Here is a 16,114-nt window from a genome sequence, read left to right as displayed (position 1 = left end):
TCCTGAGACTCAGTCTCATTACGTTGGGCATTTTGCCATGGATTGATGGTGCCCACAAGAGCGTTTCGGGATAACAACGTTGCTGAGGGGAGACGGAGAGGCGGGTTTGAGGCGGGATTCAGGGGGCCTGGATGATCGGGCTGGCTTCGAGCAGGCGATGTCCGCGTTGCTCGTCGATCTCGAGCTTATTGAGCAGGCGATGGCGGATTTTCCGCAGAGTCTCTTCGATGGTCTCGGGCTGGAGATCGGGGAGGGGAATGGCCCCGCCGGCCCGTTTGTCGTGGCCGCCGGCGGTTCCCAGCCCATCCACGACGACGCGGAGGACCTCGCCCGAATGCCCTCCGAGATAGGCGGCGCGGATGGAGAGCTTGAGAGTGCCTTCGAACAGCCCAATCGAGAGGGCCCAGCTCACTCGATCGAAGCGAATGAAGAAATCGGCGAGTTCCGCGATGATGTCGGGTTGGGGGACGAGGCCGCACCAGCTCACCACGACATCCTGGTAGAGGAAGGCGTTGGCCAGGGCATTCTGGAAGGTGGCGAAATAACTCTGGGGAAGCTTTGGATTCTTGATCCGGGCGAGCAAGTCCTTGTCTGCCCTGGGATAGAGCCAGACGAGCGCACCATCGTCGAGAGGTCCCGATTCCCGAGGGTATCCGGAGACCTCGGAATCGATCCCGTAGAGGAGGGCGGTGGCCAGGATCGGCGAGACCGTGACACCCTGCTCCAGCAGGTAACCGGTGACCATCGTGCTGGTCGCGCCAAGGTTGGCCCGGATATCGCGAAACGCAACGCCTTCGAGATCACCTCCGGTCTCATGGTGATCGAGGACGGCGACGGGGAGGATTTCCAGGGCATGCCTCCCGGTCCCGGGCTGGGAGTCGACCATGACCAGGGCGGCATCGGGAGTTAGGATCGCTTGTTCGATCGGCACGAGGGGGACCGGGATCAGATCGACCATTGCCCGATTCTCGGCTCGGGCGATCATGCCGTCCACGGTCAGGATGACGGGCTTGCCCGGTTGCCGATGCTCCAGGAGAGCCTGGAGCCCGAGCATGCTGGCCAGGGCGTCGGGGTCGGGATTGACGTGCGAGACGAGAACGACTCGCGGATACGGGGCGACGGCCGCCAGGAATCGTTCGGATCGGTGTTGCCGGGCCAGAACCGGCTCCGAGTCGGACTCAACCCTCATTGCGGTCGGACCCCGATACATTCGGTGGTAGAGGGGACCGAGCCGTCCAAAGGCGTTCGATCTCGGCGAGCCCCGATCCATCGAGCTTACGCGAGTAGGGCCGACCATTCCAGACTTATCGCTTCTCGGACTTCCGGGAAGCGGCCCGAGTGCCCGAGGCTTGACTAACCCCCGGATCCTCAACCGGGGCGGCCAGCGCGACCTCGACCTCGTCGAGAATCGCGCGGCTCATCTCGGGATCGCCACCGGGGCCGTAGAGCAGGCTGACCTCGGCATTGGACTCTCCCTTGAGATAGACCACCGCACCGACGGACAGGCCGTCCTTCGACTTGGCCTTGATGTTGTAATTCTTATCCCGAGCATTCACGGCCAATCGGGAACGTCCGAGCCTCTGTCTTTCGGCCGCGGAGAGAGGCCGCGACTCGTTGGACTGGGGGTCGACCGCAACCTGGACATCTTCGAGGATCGGATCTTGTGACATCACCCGGCCCATGGCCTGGGCCACCCTGGTGGCCGAGGCGGGGAAGACCCGCGTGACCGCCTTGTCGCTCTGATCGGTCGCGCCTGGGTGGCGATCTTCGGCCGACCTCATCGTCGAGCATCCGGCCAGGACGCTGGCGACGATCGCATAGCGGAGAGTGACAGCCTTGCTCATCGATCGCCTCCATCCGGGAGGGAAAAGGGGTCGTCCATGACATCGCCGGGCAGATTAGGCGATCCCCTGAAGGAGGTCAAGGTGGGTTCCGAACCGGTCACGATCCCCCCAACGAGGCTCCGTGAAGTGAGTGACCTCGGAGGAACTCGGCGGCGGAGCAGGGTTTCTTGCCTTCAAGCTGGACGGTCAGGAGCCGAATGGCCCCCTGTCCAGCAGCGACCACCAGCCGGTCGCCGAAGGCCTCCAGGACCTGGCCGGCAATCCCTCGACCTTCGGCCGGCTCGGCCTGGTGGATGATCAGGCGGGCCGGTGCCCCGGGGCGTTGCCAGGTCGTCGAGGCGATCGGCCAGGGTTGCATGGCCCGGACCAGATTGTGGATCTCGGTGGCGGTTCGCGACCAGTCGATGACCGCGTCTTCCTTGCGGAGCTTCGGGGCTTTGGTGACCTTCGACCGAGCTTGCGGGAGGATCTCGGCGGTCCCGGCGGTCAGGGCTTCGATGGCCCGAGCGACCAGCGGCGCCCCGATCTCGGCGAGCCGGGCTTCCACTTCGCCGGAGGTTTCGGTCGGTCCGATCGGGGTCCGGGCGAAGGCCATCATGCCCCCGGCGTCGATCCTCGGGGTCATCCGGATCACGGTGACGCCGGTCTCGATCTCGCCCTTCTGGATCGCGCGGGCTACCGGCGCCGCTCCTCGATAGGCGGGCAGGATCGACCCGTGGAGGTTGATCCCACCCATCGGGGGTATCGAGAGGAGTTCGGCCGAGAGGATCTGGCCGTAGGCGGCCGTGACCAGGAGTTCGGGTGCGAAGCCCCGGACCATCTCGAGAGCCTCGGGGACATTCACGTCCTCGGGTTGCTCGACCGGGATCCCTCGGGCCAGGGCCGCTTCCTTGATCCGGCTCGGGATCAGGAGTTGCTTCCGACCTTGCGGTCGGTCGGGCTGGGTGATCAACGCGACGAGATTATGGCCGGTCTCGGCCAGGTGCTCGAAGGTCGGCAGGGCAAAATCCTTGGTGCCCAGCATGACGATCCGGGGCGATTTCGGCACGTTCGGCCTCCGATCGGTCGGGGTCAGGCCGAGGCGGCCGATCGAGCCATCTCGTCGAGTTGACGACGGATCTCGTCATCGTCGGGAAAGGTCCCTTCGAGCTGGGCCTTCCGATAGCCCGCCTCGATCTCCTTGACCTTGGCGTTGGTCGTGGTCTTGGCGATCGGCCCGAGATAATCGATAAATAGCTTACCGTCGAGATGGTCATTCTCGTGCTGGATGGCCCGGCCGAGGAGGTCCTCGGCCTCGACCTCGACGGGATTCCCGGCCAGGTCAAAGGCCTGGACCCGGATCTTGCGGGCCCGACGGACCTTCCCATAGAGCCCGGGCAGGCTCAAGCAACCTTCCTCGTTCTCCTCGGAAGAGTGCCTCTTGACGATCTCGGGGTTGATGAAAACCTGCTCGTGCTCGGGCTGTTCAGCGTCGGCGGTCAGGTTGAGGATGAAGAACCGGAGTGGGATACCCACCTGATTGGCCGCCAGACCGATCCCGTTGGCCGCGTACATCAGCCCGAACATCTCGCGGACGGTCGCCCGAAGTTCGTCGTCGATCCGCGTTACCGGCCGGGACTCATAGCGGAGGGCGGGATGCGGGTATGGCACGATCCGAAGCACGACGAAACTCCCGAGCAAAGTACGCGGTCGAGTGGAATCCTTCCAGTATAAGAAGATCGGGCCGGGGTCGCCAACCCGGCCTGGGCATGCCTCCCGATGGATGATCGATGCATGCAACTTTGAGGATCTGAGGCGTTATAGCGGTGTATCTGGTATCCTGCGGCCCGATCGATCACCGGCCTGGAACCTTAACCATGAATCCCGGACGACGCCACCTTCGCTTCACCAGCTTCGACGATGTGATGCCCGACGTGGATCGGCTCCTCGAAGGCCATACCACGGCCGGCGACTGGTCGCTGGCTCAGATCTGCCGCCACCTGGCCACCGTCGCCCGTCGGGTGGTCGATATGCCCGCCTCGACGCCGTCCGACCCATCGCAATGGGTCGGGGAGGAGCAGAAGCGGAAAGTCCTCGAATCCGGCATACTACCCGAGGGAATTCCTGGACCTCCGGAGATCATGCCCCCGGCGGGCCTCGACGACCGAGAAGAGGTGGAAGGTTTGCGACGGGCGATCGCCCACTATCTTGCCTCGCCCGGCCCCGTGATCCCGCACCGGATCTTCGGCCCGTTGACCAAGGCGGAATGGGATCAGCTCCAGCTCATCCACCTCGCCCACCATTTGAGTTTCGCGGTGCCCAACGTCGGGTGAAAACTGTCGTTAGAATTCGCCTAATTACGAAGAAGGCCGGGGTCGTGCCCCGGCCTATCGCGGCTTCCTGCTATGGTTGTGCCGATCAGGCCGGTAGCCACTGGCTCTCGACATCCTTGTGATCCTTGCTCAGGTGGACGTGGTCATGCACCTTGGCCACCCAGGAAAGCGGGATCAGGTGGTGCATCCCATCCGGACTGTCGCTCTTGGTGAGTTTGAGGCTATTACCTTCGACGTGGTCGACCTTTCCGACCATCTTGCCGCACGAGGCGTAGACCGCCATGTGCTCGCGGATGTCGGCGACCGAGCCGGTCGCGCCCGTGCTCTCGTGCAGCGTGGCCCCGGTCTTGTGTTCGACCTTCTGAACGGCCTCGCCGACCCGATTACCGACCTCGTGACTCTTCTCCTTGGCCCAATCCGCAGCCTGCTCCGCCTTCTCCTCGATCTTATGGCCCACCTTGGTAGCCGTCTCGGAGATCTTGTTTCCGGCGTCCTCGAGCTTGTCCTTGAATGATTCGGCCATGATCGACTCCGTTGCAAAAGGGAAAGGAGCTGCCCGCCTTGGACAGCTTGATTATTGATTTCCCTGTGAAGCAAACGGCGCGCCACTCGACGATCAATCGGCCTGCTCTCTTCATCCTCGTCATTCGATCGTCGAACGATCGCTCGATTTCACCTCGCCGCCTTCGCATTGAAGCTGGTCATCAGGTTCTTGTAGGCGGGGAGATGATTCGCCAGGAGCGAGGCCAGGCCCTCGCCATTCTTCCGCCAGTCACGCTGAAGCTCGCAAGCAACCGCGAACCAGTTGGTCATCTCGGCCCCCGCCTGCGCCATTCGCATCAGGGCGGCGTCGCGTACCGACTTGTTGAACGTGCCCGAGGCGTCCACCACGACGAAGACCTGAAACCCCTCGGCCAGGGCCGAGAGAGTCGGGAACGACACGCAGACGTCGGTGACGACGCCGGCAATGATCAATTGCTTTCGGCCGGTGGCCTTGATCGCCGCCACGAAGTCGTCATTGTCCCAGGCGTTGATCTGCCCAGGTCTGGGGATGAATGGAGCCTCGGGGAAAAGATCTTTCAACTCAGGCATGAGCAAGCCGTTAGGCCCCGACTCGAAGCTGGTCGTCAAGATGGTGGGGAGTTCGAAAAGCTTGGCGATATCGGCCAGGGCCAGGATGTTATTGCGGAATTCCTCCGGGCTATAATCTTGGACGAGTGAAAGTAACCCAGCCTGGTGATCCACGAGGAGGACGACGGCATCCTCGACCGAGAGACGCTTACCGACGACGTGGCTTCCGGAATTCATATCGACGATCCTCGAATCAATAAAACCTGATCTCATTGCCCGCGAATTCTAGGAGCGATGGTCGACAACAGCAATCCAGGACGCATGTACCGAGCCTCGCCGAACGGAGGAGCCTCGGTGCCAGCGTCGTGAAACGCGACGATACAGACCGCCTCGACGGGCGGGTCGAATCCTGAATCGTTTGAGGCTCATGATGGATTCCGGGGTGGTGATCCGCAAGGGCCACTCAGTGGATACAATCGGTCTCCTCGGTCGGGCGATCTGTCCGCCCCGCTGATCCCGACTTCCCCGCCCCGAGGCGTCGCACGATGGTCAACATCCAGGATCTCTTCGACGACGCCAAGTGCTTCGACACCATCCGGGGCATGCGGTGGCCTGACGGCGTGACCTGTCCCAAGTGCTCCTCGGACTCGGTCATCAAGAACGGCAAGGACGACACTCAGCCACTCCGTCAACGCTACGAGTGCCGGGGCTGCCGCCGACGCTTCGACGACCTCACCGACACCATCTTCGCCGGCCATCACCTGCCGCTGAGGACCTGGATCGCCTGCCTCTATCTGATGGGGCTGAACCTCTCGGGATTGCAGATCGCCCAGGAACTCGACATCAACAAGGATGATGCCCGGGCCATGATCCAGCGACTCCGACAGGGGATGGTCGACCGTTGTCCTCCGGTCGTGCTGGAGGGGGAGGTCGAGTGCGACGAAGTCTATGTGGTGGCCGGACATAAGGGTCATCCCGAGGCGGTCAAAAAAAAGGCCGCCTCCCCCGAAGGCGACGCCTGAGAGGCGAGCGAGGTCGGGGCACCCTGGCCAAGGAGAAGCCGCCGATCTTCGGGATGTTGCAGCGTGGAGGCGAGGTCGTGATCCGGATGCTGGAGAACGTCCAGCAGGTGACCATCAAGCCCCTGATCGATCGGATGATCGCCAAGGGGACGTTGGTCTACACCGATGAATACGACATCTATGGCCGCCTGGTGGAGTGGGGTTATGGCCACAAGACGGTCTGCCACGGGGCGGGCGAGTTCGCCCGGGACGACGATGGCGATGGCTTCTGCGAGGTCCATGTCAACACGCTCGAAGGGTTCTGGTCGCTGCTCCGCTCGTGGCTGCGGCCTCACCGAGGAATCCCCCAGGAGAGCCTACCGCTGTACCTGGGTTTCTTCGAGTTCGTGCACAACATCCGGGCGAGAGGAAAGCGGCTACTGGGTGCCCTGATCGCCCAATTGCTGGCACCACCCCGGAATCCATCATGAGCCTCGTTTGATTGGCCCGGAATATCTATGCCCCGGATGCGGATCACGGCCCGTTCAAGGGGCGAAGACGTTCTCCGGCAGGTCGTCGTGTTGCCGAGGGGTTTTCAACCAACCGCCGAAGAGGGCCTCGGGCAGGAGAAAAACCGGGCCGTCGTCCGAAATGGCTGTCGAGGCGCAAACCAGGCCATTGCCGGCGGGGACGCCGACCCTGACCATCAGGGCGGACGTGGCCTCGGTCTCGACCCGAATCGAGAGCCGGGGAGAGGTAATCCCGGTGTCCTTCGGTATCTCCCCCTGGTACTGGAGAAATCGCGAGGTGGAGAGCCTGGACAGCTCGTTCACGAGCGGTGTGACCCGACTGGGATCGAACTCGGGTGCGACGACCGGCCCCTCGACCAACCATTCGCGACGGGCCACCGGACCGGACGGCATCAGGGAAAGTGAGCGATCGGGCCAATTTAGGCGCAACCTGGTCACGCGGTCGGGATCGAAGGCCAGGACCCGCTGCTCATGATACTCGGCGTCCAGGATCCCGATCGTCGCCGGGCCGATCGTGAAGACGAGCGGACGATCGGCCACCTTCGCGAATCTCAGGCCCGAGCGACCCGGCACCGAACTCCCGACCAACAGCGAACCCGAGTCGAACGGAGGTTCCCCAGAATCTGGACCCCTGGAAGGCTCGACCATCGAGAATTTGGCCGGGACCGACCAGGTCACCGTCATCACTGGCTCGTCGAGTCCGTACGACTTCAGTTCGCCCGGGTCCTTGATCTCGAGCACCAGCCCATCGGCCCGGAGTCCGGAGAGTAACTTCAGGAGCTTGCCGACCGAAGTAGGCTCGGCGGGGGCCTCGACCGGCTCGACCATCCACCAACCGATCGGGGCATTCATCAATGGGTCGAGCTTGAGGATGGGGGCGCGGAGCTCGATCTTGCGGTTCGATCCCGAGAACTTCAGGTGCTCGATCTGGCCCGACTCGATCGAGAGGACCACGCGATCGCGGAAGCTCAACGCGTTCCGGAAGAGCAAATCGCCCGACGTGTCGGGCAGGGCCAGGATCGTCCGGTCTCCTTCGAGTTGCGCATAGATCGACCGCTTCGACGCGTCTCGTCGACCGATCTTGAGCGACAAGGCCAGCTCTCCCTCCGTGTCAGCCGAGCTGGAACCGGTTGAGACTCGCGGGTCGGGCGACTGCCAGATCTTGATGATGGTCGATGGGTGGTCCAGGCCCGAATCGGGCACGGCGGCGGGAGTCGGGTAGATGCTGGTCTGAAGATCCCCCAAACCTTTGAGGAAATCCTCGACCGCCCTGCGATCGGCCGGCGCCCTGGAGGGCTGGGAGATCATCCAGTCCCGGCCCGACCTCGCGAGTTGGAAGGCCCCGGCCTCTCCCTCGAAGCCGATCCCGAGAACGCGGGCCGGATTGATGTCGGCAACCTTGGGACTCCGGTACGCGGCGAGATCGATGCCCAGGCCCTTCAGGACCCGGGAGTCGATGGCCAGGATGTCGTCCTGGTCGCCCCTCCGGACGTAGAACAGCGCATCGTTCCCTTCGACGGATTTGCCGATCTGAATCGACTGTGTGGGCCTGCGCCTGCCTTCCCGACCCGCCTCGACCTCGATGGTCAAGGCGGGTGTCTTCAAGCCATACCGATCGAGATCGGCCGCCGGCACGTCCAAGGCTACGAACCGGGAGTCGTCTAGGACCCGAAGCGAGCCGAGGTCGGCGATCAGGCCGTCTACCCTCTGTTCGGCCGCCAGGGTCCGGATCGGCGCGACGATTCGCCAGGAGTCGGGATCGCGTCTCAGCTTGATCTCGCCCTGGGGATTCGCGATCCGGACCGCATCGACCTCGAACGAGGGGACCCGGAAGAGTTCGCGGTCACGCCAGCGAACGGGCGGGAGTCGAAGCAGGTCGAGCCCCCGGGCGTCGACCACCTCGACTCCTTCCGAGCCTGCGGAGCGGACAAACCTGCGATCGAGGCTGATCTTGCCCACCTGGAGAGTGGCCAGGGGTTCGTCGGTGCTCGCTCCCCAGAGTCGGATCGTCCGCTCGGGCGGGGCCAGCCCATAGGTGGCCGGGTCGGCTTCCAGGGTGCCTGCCTCGGGCTTGCGCGTCAGCTCCTTGAGGTTGAACGCCAGGGTCTCGACCATCGACGGGTCGGCCGCCACGCCCTCCGGGGCCGTCATCTGCCAGCGGTTCCCGTCGCGACGCTCGAACGCCATCGGGGCCTCGCCGCCGAGGATCTCGATCTTGCGTAGGTCGTCGGGCTTGGTGTCGATCAACTCGTGAAGGATCCGACTTCGTTGTCGAGCTAAGGTGCGGCTGGTGGGCAACTGGGCGTAATCGGCCACCCAGAGGCCGCAGAGGCCGGCGAAGAAGAGTGCGAGCAGGGCGTATGTGCCTCGGTGATTCATCGCAGCGTTCGCTTTCGGATCGTGGGACAGGGCGATCCCCGGCTCTCGGTCATGCCGCGTTCAATCCCGACGGGCGACGTAGGTGGTCGCCCCCAGGCCAATGATGAGGACCACGGCCATCAGGGTCGGGACCATGACCAGGCGAAACTGGAGGCCGGGATCGGCGGCGAAGACCAGGCTCTCGTGGGTCTTGGCGGCGATCCCGATCAACTCCGGCCGACCCTTGAGCCAGAAGATCGCATTCATCAGGAGATCGAGATTGGTCGGCTCGATCTGGATGATGGAATTGTCGGCGACGTGGGGGCTGGAGAAGACCACCATCCGGGGCGTGGGCGGCTCGGTGACGACCCCCGGTCGGATCGAGACGGCGACCCCGACCGCGAGCGGACCGCCGGGCTCCCTGGCCGGATCGCGTGCGAACGGGGGCTTCCTCGGGTCGGATTCGGCCCAGGCCTGGGGGCTCGTCAGGAGGAACGGCGTCGCGACGACGCCCGGATTCGAGGCTTTCTTCGCCGGTGGGCTACCCGGCTTGGGGGGGCCGCCCAGGACCTCGATCGGGGCTGCATCCTGGACCAGGGCCGCCCGGCCAGCGAACGGCTCGACGATCGGATGGGCACCCCCGCCGACGATCGGGGCGAATACCATCAAGCCTCGCCTGAGGTAATTGTATCGGGGATCGACGATCACGCCGGTCCCCAGCTCGATATTGTACGTCCTCAGGAGGTCATCGAGGCCCGAAGGGTCGGCATTGCCCAGCAGGATCAGGAGTTGCCCGCCTCGGGTGACGAGTTGCCGGAGACGGTCGATCTCCCCGGACTGGAACGGCTTCTTCGGCGCGCAGATCACCAGCAGCGAGATGTCGGCGGGCACATCCTCGCGTTCCAGATTCACCTCGGTCGGGTCGGTCCCCGCCGAGATCAGCCGGGCTCGCCAGAGGCCCAGCCCCGGTCGAGCCGGGTCGATCTCACCCATCGGGGTCTCGCCGTGGCCGACGGAGAAGGCGATCTTCGAGCGTTTTCCTTGCTGCAGTCGCGTCAGGGTCGAGGTGATCACATCTTCGCCGTTGAAGGTCGAGACGAACCGATTGGGCCCGGGCTCGAATCGAGATCCCTGCCCTTCGAACAGCTCGCGGGTCCCGATGACGACGGGCTTGGGATCCTCGCCATCGCCGTAGGTCACCACGATCCCATCGCCGGGCGCGGCGACGATCGACGGGACTCGCTCGACCAGGGCCTCGAATTCCTTCACGTCGAGGTAGGGATTCAGATACTCGACCCGGACCAGGGAGGGATTGGCCGCGTGGTAGAGGTCGAGCATCTGCCGGACCCGGTCGAGCTGGCGGGCGGAGTTCTCGGAATTGCCGAAGAAGACGGTGAACGAGACCGGCCGATCGAGCGCCTTGAGCTGATTGATCGTCAACGATGAGAGGCTGAAGGCCCGGTCGCGCGTCAGGTCGATCGCACGGCCGCCATACTTGAACGCCGCCACGTTGCCGACGACCAGGATGCCCGCCAGGAGCGAGACGGTCAGGGCGGAATTCGAGAACTCGACCACCCTCCGGAGGGTGGGACTGACGTGCCGGTATTTCCGGTTGAACCGGAGGACCGCCAGGACGGTCCCGAAGCCCGCCGCGAACGCCGGGAGCGACCACGGGATGCCGACCGCCGCGGCGAGATACGCCCCGACCAGGACCAGGAGGAAGCCGATCACCGACACCGCGACGACCCGGTCGCGATAGCCCGATCCCGGCGATTCCTCGGATTCCTCGCGGGTCGCCCGCCCGATGGGGGCCCCCCGAATCGCCCAGGTCAGCGTCAGGAAGCCGACCAGGGCCGAGGCAATCGCCCAGACTTCGGGCCTCGACAGGAAGTCAATCAATCGTTGCGACATGAGCTTCGATCAAGCCTCTCTGCGATATTGCAGGACCTTGACGGTCAGGTAGAGCATCAGGACGCAGGCGGACAGGTGCAAGGCCAGGAATCGGAGGTCGAGCTGACCAGAGCCGAAGGTGTTGACCTGATGCAGGACCGAGACGAATTGCATGGCCTCGGCCCAGCTGGCCCGCCGGGCCACGGCGAAGGTATAGCCGACCGATGAGATCAGGATCAGGAGAAAAAGGACGGCGAAGGTCGAGATCGCCGCGACGATCTGATTCTTCGTCAGGGCGCTGAAGAACAGCCCGATCGCCACGAACATCATACCCAGGGTCGTCAGGCCCAGCCCCATCGAGAGGACCGGGCCGAGATCGAAGCGGTATTTCGCCTGGAAGTAGAGGAAGGGCAGATACAGGGCGAACGGGATCAAGAGGGCCAGGTACATCCCCAGGCCCGCCAGCCACTTGGCCAGGACGATCTCGGTCTCCGTCACCGGGGCGGTCAAGAGAGGCTCGATCGTCCCCGACCTTCTCTCCTCGGACAGGAGCCTCATCGTCAAGGCGGGCAGGGCAACCAGGAGCCCGATCCAGAACGGAGTACTCCCCGAGATATAAGAGTTCAACGGATCGCGAAGGCCCGAGAAGGCCCGGGTGTTCCGCGCCAGGCCGTCGATCAGGTCCCAGAAATTGAGCCAGGCGATCGCCTGGAATGCCAGGAGGATCAGGAAGGCCATCGGGCTCAGGAAGTAGGAGGCCAGCTCTCGGCGGAATAGGGTCGGGACATGTCGCATGGGTCAGGCGGCCTCGGTCTCGGGGTCGGTCGTGGGCTCGGCGTCTCGGGCGAGGGCGGCTTCCCGGACGGCCCGGACGAACCGCTCTTCCAGCGACGAGCGCCGGAGATCGAGCTGGCGGAGGGCCCATCCCTTCTCGAAGATCCGATGCGCCAGGGTCTCGCGGAGATCAGCCCCGTCGCGGGTCAAAACCTCGAACTGGGCAATCTCCCCTCGATGATCGGTGAGACCGACGCGATCGACCCCGGGCGTCGAGGCCAGGACCTTGCGGACCGCCTCGAACGGCCCCCGAACTTCCAGGACGATGGCCCCTTGAGTCTGGAGATTGTCGAGGCGATCGTCGAGGGCGATCCGTCCTCCCACGATCATGATCACCCGGCCGCAGACGGCCTCGACCTCGGGCATGATGTGGGTCGAGATCAAGATCGTGTGCCGTTGACCAAGCTCACGGATCAGGTCGCGAACCTCGCGGATCTGCATCGGGTCGAGCCCGGCTGTCGGCTCGTCGAGGATCAGGATGTCGGGGTCGTGGACCATCGCATCGGCCAGCCCGACGCGCTGGCGGTACCCCTTGGAGAGATGGCCCAGGATCCGCGACTCGACATCCGCTAGCTTGCACTTCTCCAGGACTCCGTCGATGGCGGAGCGTCGGAGCCTCCGGGGGACGTCCTTGAGTTTGGCCCGGTAGGCGAGATATTCGCGGACCCTCATCTCGGGATAGAGGGGGACGTTCTCGGGGAGGTAGCCGACTCTCCGCCGGACATCCAACGGCTCATCCAGGACGTCGTGACCGGAAAGCCTGGCCCGCCCGCTGGAGGGTGGCAAGTAGGTGGTGAGCATCCGCATGGTCGTCGTCTTGCCCGCCCCGTTGGGGCCGAGAAGGCCGACGATCTCACCTCGACCTACCGCGAAGCTGACCCGGTCCACGGCCCGGACCGAATGATAGTGCTTCGATAGCCGTTCGACCTCGATCATGGCAAGAGTCTCGATCGCGATGGACGGAAGGAATGGTCGAGGCACGATGACCGATCTTCTCGGTCACCGGTCCTCGACCATCGAAGTCGTCGGCCGAAAGGGGACTGACCCGGTGGACGTCAATGCCTCCGGGGCCGGGTGACCCAGACCAGGAGCGTCAGGGGGTCGCTTGGTTCGAGCCGCCGAGACGGGGACGGCGGACCGATGATGGGATCGAGCGAGGACGGCTCCGCTTCGGTTTCGGCGACAAGTGTCTCGCTCGGCTCATCGGTCGGGGACGGCCCAGCCCCCGGTTCGACGACCGGCTTGATCGCCAGGTGGGGCGGTATCGGGATCGGGGAATCCACGAGCGACGAGGCCCGCGTCCCCTCGAAGATCGCCACCTGGCCGACCTCGGTCAGTTGCGTGACCAGCTCGGGGCTGGGGGTCGCGTCTTCTTCCAGGTCCTTGAACCGGCCCCGGAGCTGATTGACGAACGAGTTCCGCCCCCCTTCGTTGATCGGGACGACGAAGACCTCGGCCGAACCCGGTCGTTCGGGGTCGACCACGATCCCCGTCTGGATCGTAATCCGGCCGAATTCGGAGAAATCACGGGCATCTTTCCGGATCAGGTTCCGGATCTGGTCGGAGGCGTCGATCACGTCGGTGGTGATCAGGACCAGACGAACGTCGGGCCGTTCCAGCATCTCGCCGATTCGCTGCCGGTCGGCCCGATCGCGGGCCTCAATGTCCGAGGCGACCTTCACCGGGGAGGGCGGCGAAGCCTCGGGAGCCTTGAGGACCGGATCGTTCGAGACGATGGCCGGCGTCGGAACCCGGTCGGGGTTCGGAATAAGATGAGAGCGATCTGCGGGAACGACCGGTTCGACGTGGACGGCGATCTGAGTCTGGGGAGTCTCGTGCATCGATCGGTGGAGCTGGAGCAAGGCGAAAAGGAGGCTCGCGGCCATGGCGGAGAGTCCGGCAACGGCCATCGCGACTCGACCGGGCCGGGCCAGGGTATGAAGCCGAGCCCGCCGGCGGTCGGCCGAAAGCCGGGCGATGATCGAAGGGGCGAGGTCGACCGGGAGGTCGGGGCGACCGAGATTCGCCACGATTTCCCGGGCCGAGGCCAGGGATCGGAGCTGATCGGCCAGGGGAGGGCTGGATTCGACGGACCACTCGACGGCCAGCCGGTCGGCCGGGTCGAGTTCGTCGTCGAGATACGCGGACAGGAGCGATTCGTCTTCGAGGTTCATGAGGTTTGGCGGGGTTAAGGCCGGTCGGGCTCAGGCCTCTTGCCTAAAGGGACACGTCGAGTCTGGGGGCCTGGCGGGCGGTCGTCCGGGCGGTCTGGCCCTCCTCGACGACGCCCTGGAGTCGCTCGCGAAGGTCGAGTCGCGCCCGGTGGAGTCGGCTCCGGACGGTCCCGACCGGGACATTCAAGATCGAGGCTATCTCCTCGTAACGAAGTCCATCGAATTCCTTCATCACCAGGACGGCCCGGTGGTCGTCGGCCAGCGAGTTCAGGGCCGACTGGATCAACCCGTCGCGTTCGACACGTTCCAGGGAAAGCGTCGGGTCGCTCAGGGTCGAGTCGTCGGCCGGGTCAATCGGCTCTCCTCGTCCGCCGACCAGCCCGAGTCGATTCGAGACCTTCCGGCGTCGTCGGCCGCTCAGGGCCAGGTTCACCGCGATCCGATACACCCAGGTATAAAACGAGCTTTCCCCATGGAACCGGTCCAGCTTTTCGAACGCCTTGAGAAAGGCATCCTGGAGCAAGTCCAGCGCGTCATCGGGGCTGCCGGTCAGCCGGAGCATTGTGGGGTAAAGCCGGCCCTGATAACGCTGGACCAGCACCCCGAATGCCTCCGTCCGACCCGCCCGACACGCCTCGATGAGGGAGTTCTCGTCGTTGCACCCGGTCATCGGTAACCTTTGACGCTCGGTGGGAGGGCGAAGTTCCCGAGAACTCGGGCTCGCCGCGAATTCGCTCGCGAAGGGATATCCCAATCTTAACCGAAGGGGGGCCGGGTTGCGACCTCCCGGAGCAGCCCTTTCCGTCGAGCTTGCCCCGGCGGGGGTTGCGGCCCTATCATGTCCAGTCGGGACGGAGGGACGGTCTGAGTTCGAGGACGGACGGGCATGAGGATCGCGGTCAACTTCCACGACGAGCATCTCGATTTCGAGATCGAAGACGAACGACTCGTCGCCTACTGGACCGGCCCTGACCCCGAGGCGAGGCCGGACATCCGGGCCATGACCTTCGATGCGCTGGCGAATCCAAGGGAATTCCCCCCCTTACTCCGAGCGGTCGTGCCCGGCGATCGGGTTACGATCCCGATCGACCCGAGCCTGCCCGACCTGGACCGGGTCCTGGAGGCCGTCGTCGGGGTCCTCCGCCAGGCCGAGGTCGACGCGATCACGCTGGTCGCGGCGGCTCCCGCCCCGTTAGAACTCCCCGAGGGGGTCGTCTGGAAAGTCCACGATCCCGATGACCGGGCCGAACTCGCCTATCTGGCGACCACGACCGATGAGAATCGGATCTACCTCAACCGGCTCCTGACCGATGCCGACATCGTGATCCCGATCGGGACTCTGGGGTATGACCCGAGCTTGGGATATCGAGGGCCCTGGTCGACCATCTACCCCGGGATGAGCGACCGAGAGTCGATGACCCGACTTCGCAAGCTGGCCACGGAAGAGTTGCCCGATCGTGAAAGACCGAGGGCCACGCTCCGCGAGTCGTCCGAGGTCAGCTGGCTCCTGGGCTGCCAGTTTCAGGTGGGAGTCGTCCCCGGCGCGTCCGGGGCAGCCTCGATGATCGCGGGATTGGAGTCGGCCGTCCAGGACGCCGGCTCCGAGGCGGTCGACGACGCCTGGTCCTTCCGGGTCGATGATCGGGCGGACGTCGTGATCGCCGGGATCGGGGCCCCGGGCCGCTCGACCACGATTGAAGAACTGGCCGAAGGGCTCGCGACCGCCGCCCGGCTGGTCCGTCGCGGGGGCAAGATCGTCGCCCTGACGCGTGTCGAGGGAGAGCCAGGCCCCGCGCTCCGTCGAATTATCGGGACCGAGGACCCCGGGGCCGCGCTCGGACGACTCCGGGGACATGAGGGTGATCCCGATTACTCGACCGCCCGAGCCCTGGCATCGGCCATGGCCTGGGCCGATGTCTACCTGCATAGTCGGCTCGACTCCGACCTCGTCGACGACCTGGGAATGATCGCCGTCGACCGCCCGGAGGAGGCCCGGAGGCTGGCCGCCAACGCTGCCTCGTGCACCCTACTGAGCCAGGCCGACCGGACTCGAGTCGTGGTGACCGGGGAGGATTGACATTCAATTCAGATCGACCGAAA

At 64.8% G+C, this 16,114-nt stretch carries 14 protein-coding genes and 1 pseudogene; 3 read left to right on the top strand and 12 right to left on the bottom strand.

Going from position 1 to position 16,114, the window contains the following annotated elements:
• Positions 1-118 precede the first annotated feature (118 nt).
• From P12x_RS05475 to def, 4 genes are all read right to left on the bottom strand, one after another.
• A complete protein-coding gene (locus tag P12x_RS05475; protein WP_435009885.1) occupies positions 119-1,189 on the bottom strand; it encodes a DHH family phosphoesterase in 1,071 nt (356 codons plus the stop codon).
• Positions 1,190-1,304: 115 nt separating this feature from the next.
• The gene (locus P12x_RS05470) at positions 1,305-1,844 is read right to left on the bottom strand and encodes a hypothetical protein (RefSeq protein ID WP_435009884.1); all 540 of its coding nucleotides are present in this window, start codon (positions 1,842-1,844) and stop codon (positions 1,305-1,307) included.
• A 97-nt stretch (positions 1,845-1,941) separates the two neighbouring features.
• The gene (fmt, locus tag P12x_RS05465) at positions 1,942-2,892 is read right to left on the bottom strand and encodes a methionyl-tRNA formyltransferase (protein WP_435009883.1); all 951 of its coding nucleotides are present in this window, start codon (positions 2,890-2,892) and stop codon (positions 1,942-1,944) included.
• Between the two features lie 23 nt (positions 2,893-2,915).
• A complete protein-coding gene (def, locus tag P12x_RS05460; protein WP_435009882.1) occupies positions 2,916-3,506 on the bottom strand; it encodes a peptide deformylase in 591 nt (196 codons plus the stop codon).
• A 194-nt stretch (positions 3,507-3,700) separates the two neighbouring features.
• Between def and P12x_RS05455 the strand changes: the two genes are divergently transcribed.
• Positions 3,701-4,156, top strand: a complete 456-nt coding sequence (locus tag P12x_RS05455) for a DUF1569 domain-containing protein (protein ID WP_435009880.1) — start codon at positions 3,701-3,703, stop codon at positions 4,154-4,156.
• Positions 4,157-4,241: 85 nt separating this feature from the next.
• Here P12x_RS05455 and P12x_RS05450 read toward each other — a convergent pair whose 3' ends face one another.
• Together P12x_RS05450 and ycaC are read right to left on the bottom strand one after the other, a co-directional pair.
• The gene (locus tag P12x_RS05450) at positions 4,242-4,679 is read right to left on the bottom strand and encodes a DUF2171 domain-containing protein (protein ID WP_435009878.1); all 438 of its coding nucleotides are present in this window, start codon (positions 4,677-4,679) and stop codon (positions 4,242-4,244) included.
• Positions 4,680-4,828: 149 nt separating this feature from the next.
• Positions 4,829-5,464, bottom strand: a complete 636-nt coding sequence (gene ycaC, locus P12x_RS05445) for an isochorismate family cysteine hydrolase YcaC (RefSeq protein ID WP_435009876.1) — start codon at positions 5,462-5,464, stop codon at positions 4,829-4,831.
• Between the two features lie 308 nt (positions 5,465-5,772).
• Here ycaC and P12x_RS05440 point away from each other — a divergent pair.
• Positions 5,773-6,719: pseudogene (locus P12x_RS05440) on the top strand (IS1595 family transposase).
• Positions 6,720-6,773: 54 nt separating this feature from the next.
• On the opposite strand, the gene P12x_RS05435 reads toward P12x_RS05440, so the two are convergent.
• From P12x_RS05435 to P12x_RS05410, 6 genes are all read right to left on the bottom strand, one after another.
• Complete coding sequence (locus tag P12x_RS05435; RefSeq protein WP_435009874.1) at positions 6,774-9,137, bottom strand: DUF4340 domain-containing protein; 2,364 nt, start codon at positions 9,135-9,137, stop codon at positions 6,774-6,776.
• 60 nt (positions 9,138-9,197) lie between these two features.
• Positions 9,198-11,027, bottom strand: a complete 1,830-nt coding sequence (locus tag P12x_RS05430; protein WP_435009872.1) for a GldG family protein — start codon at positions 11,025-11,027, stop codon at positions 9,198-9,200.
• A gap of 9 nt (positions 11,028-11,036) precedes the next feature.
• A complete protein-coding gene (locus tag P12x_RS05425; RefSeq protein ID WP_435009870.1) occupies positions 11,037-11,801 on the bottom strand; it encodes an ABC transporter permease in 765 nt (254 codons plus the stop codon).
• Positions 11,802-11,804: 3 nt separating this feature from the next.
• A complete protein-coding gene (locus tag P12x_RS05420) occupies positions 11,805-12,776 on the bottom strand; it encodes an ABC transporter ATP-binding protein (protein ID WP_435009868.1) in 972 nt (323 codons plus the stop codon).
• Between the two features lie 119 nt (positions 12,777-12,895).
• Complete coding sequence (locus P12x_RS05415; RefSeq protein ID WP_435009866.1) at positions 12,896-14,014, bottom strand: anti-sigma factor family protein; 1,119 nt, start codon at positions 14,012-14,014, stop codon at positions 12,896-12,898.
• A 43-nt stretch (positions 14,015-14,057) separates the two neighbouring features.
• A complete protein-coding gene (locus tag P12x_RS05410; RefSeq protein ID WP_435009865.1) occupies positions 14,058-14,684 on the bottom strand; it encodes an RNA polymerase sigma factor in 627 nt (208 codons plus the stop codon).
• A gap of 216 nt (positions 14,685-14,900) precedes the next feature.
• Here P12x_RS05410 and P12x_RS05405 point away from each other — a divergent pair, with 216 nt between their 5' ends.
• Positions 14,901-16,091: a lactate racemase domain-containing protein gene (locus P12x_RS05405; protein WP_435009864.1), complete on the top strand. Its 1,191-nt coding sequence runs from the start codon at positions 14,901-14,903 to the stop codon at positions 16,089-16,091.
• Positions 16,092-16,114 lie beyond the last annotated feature (23 nt).

The organism is Tundrisphaera lichenicola, assembly GCF_051175385.1.
GTDB lineage: Bacteria > Planctomycetota > Planctomycetia > Isosphaerales > Isosphaeraceae > Tundrisphaera > Tundrisphaera lichenicola.
Note: the sequence above shows the minus strand (reverse complement) of the source record. Positions and strands in the feature narration are given on the sequence as shown.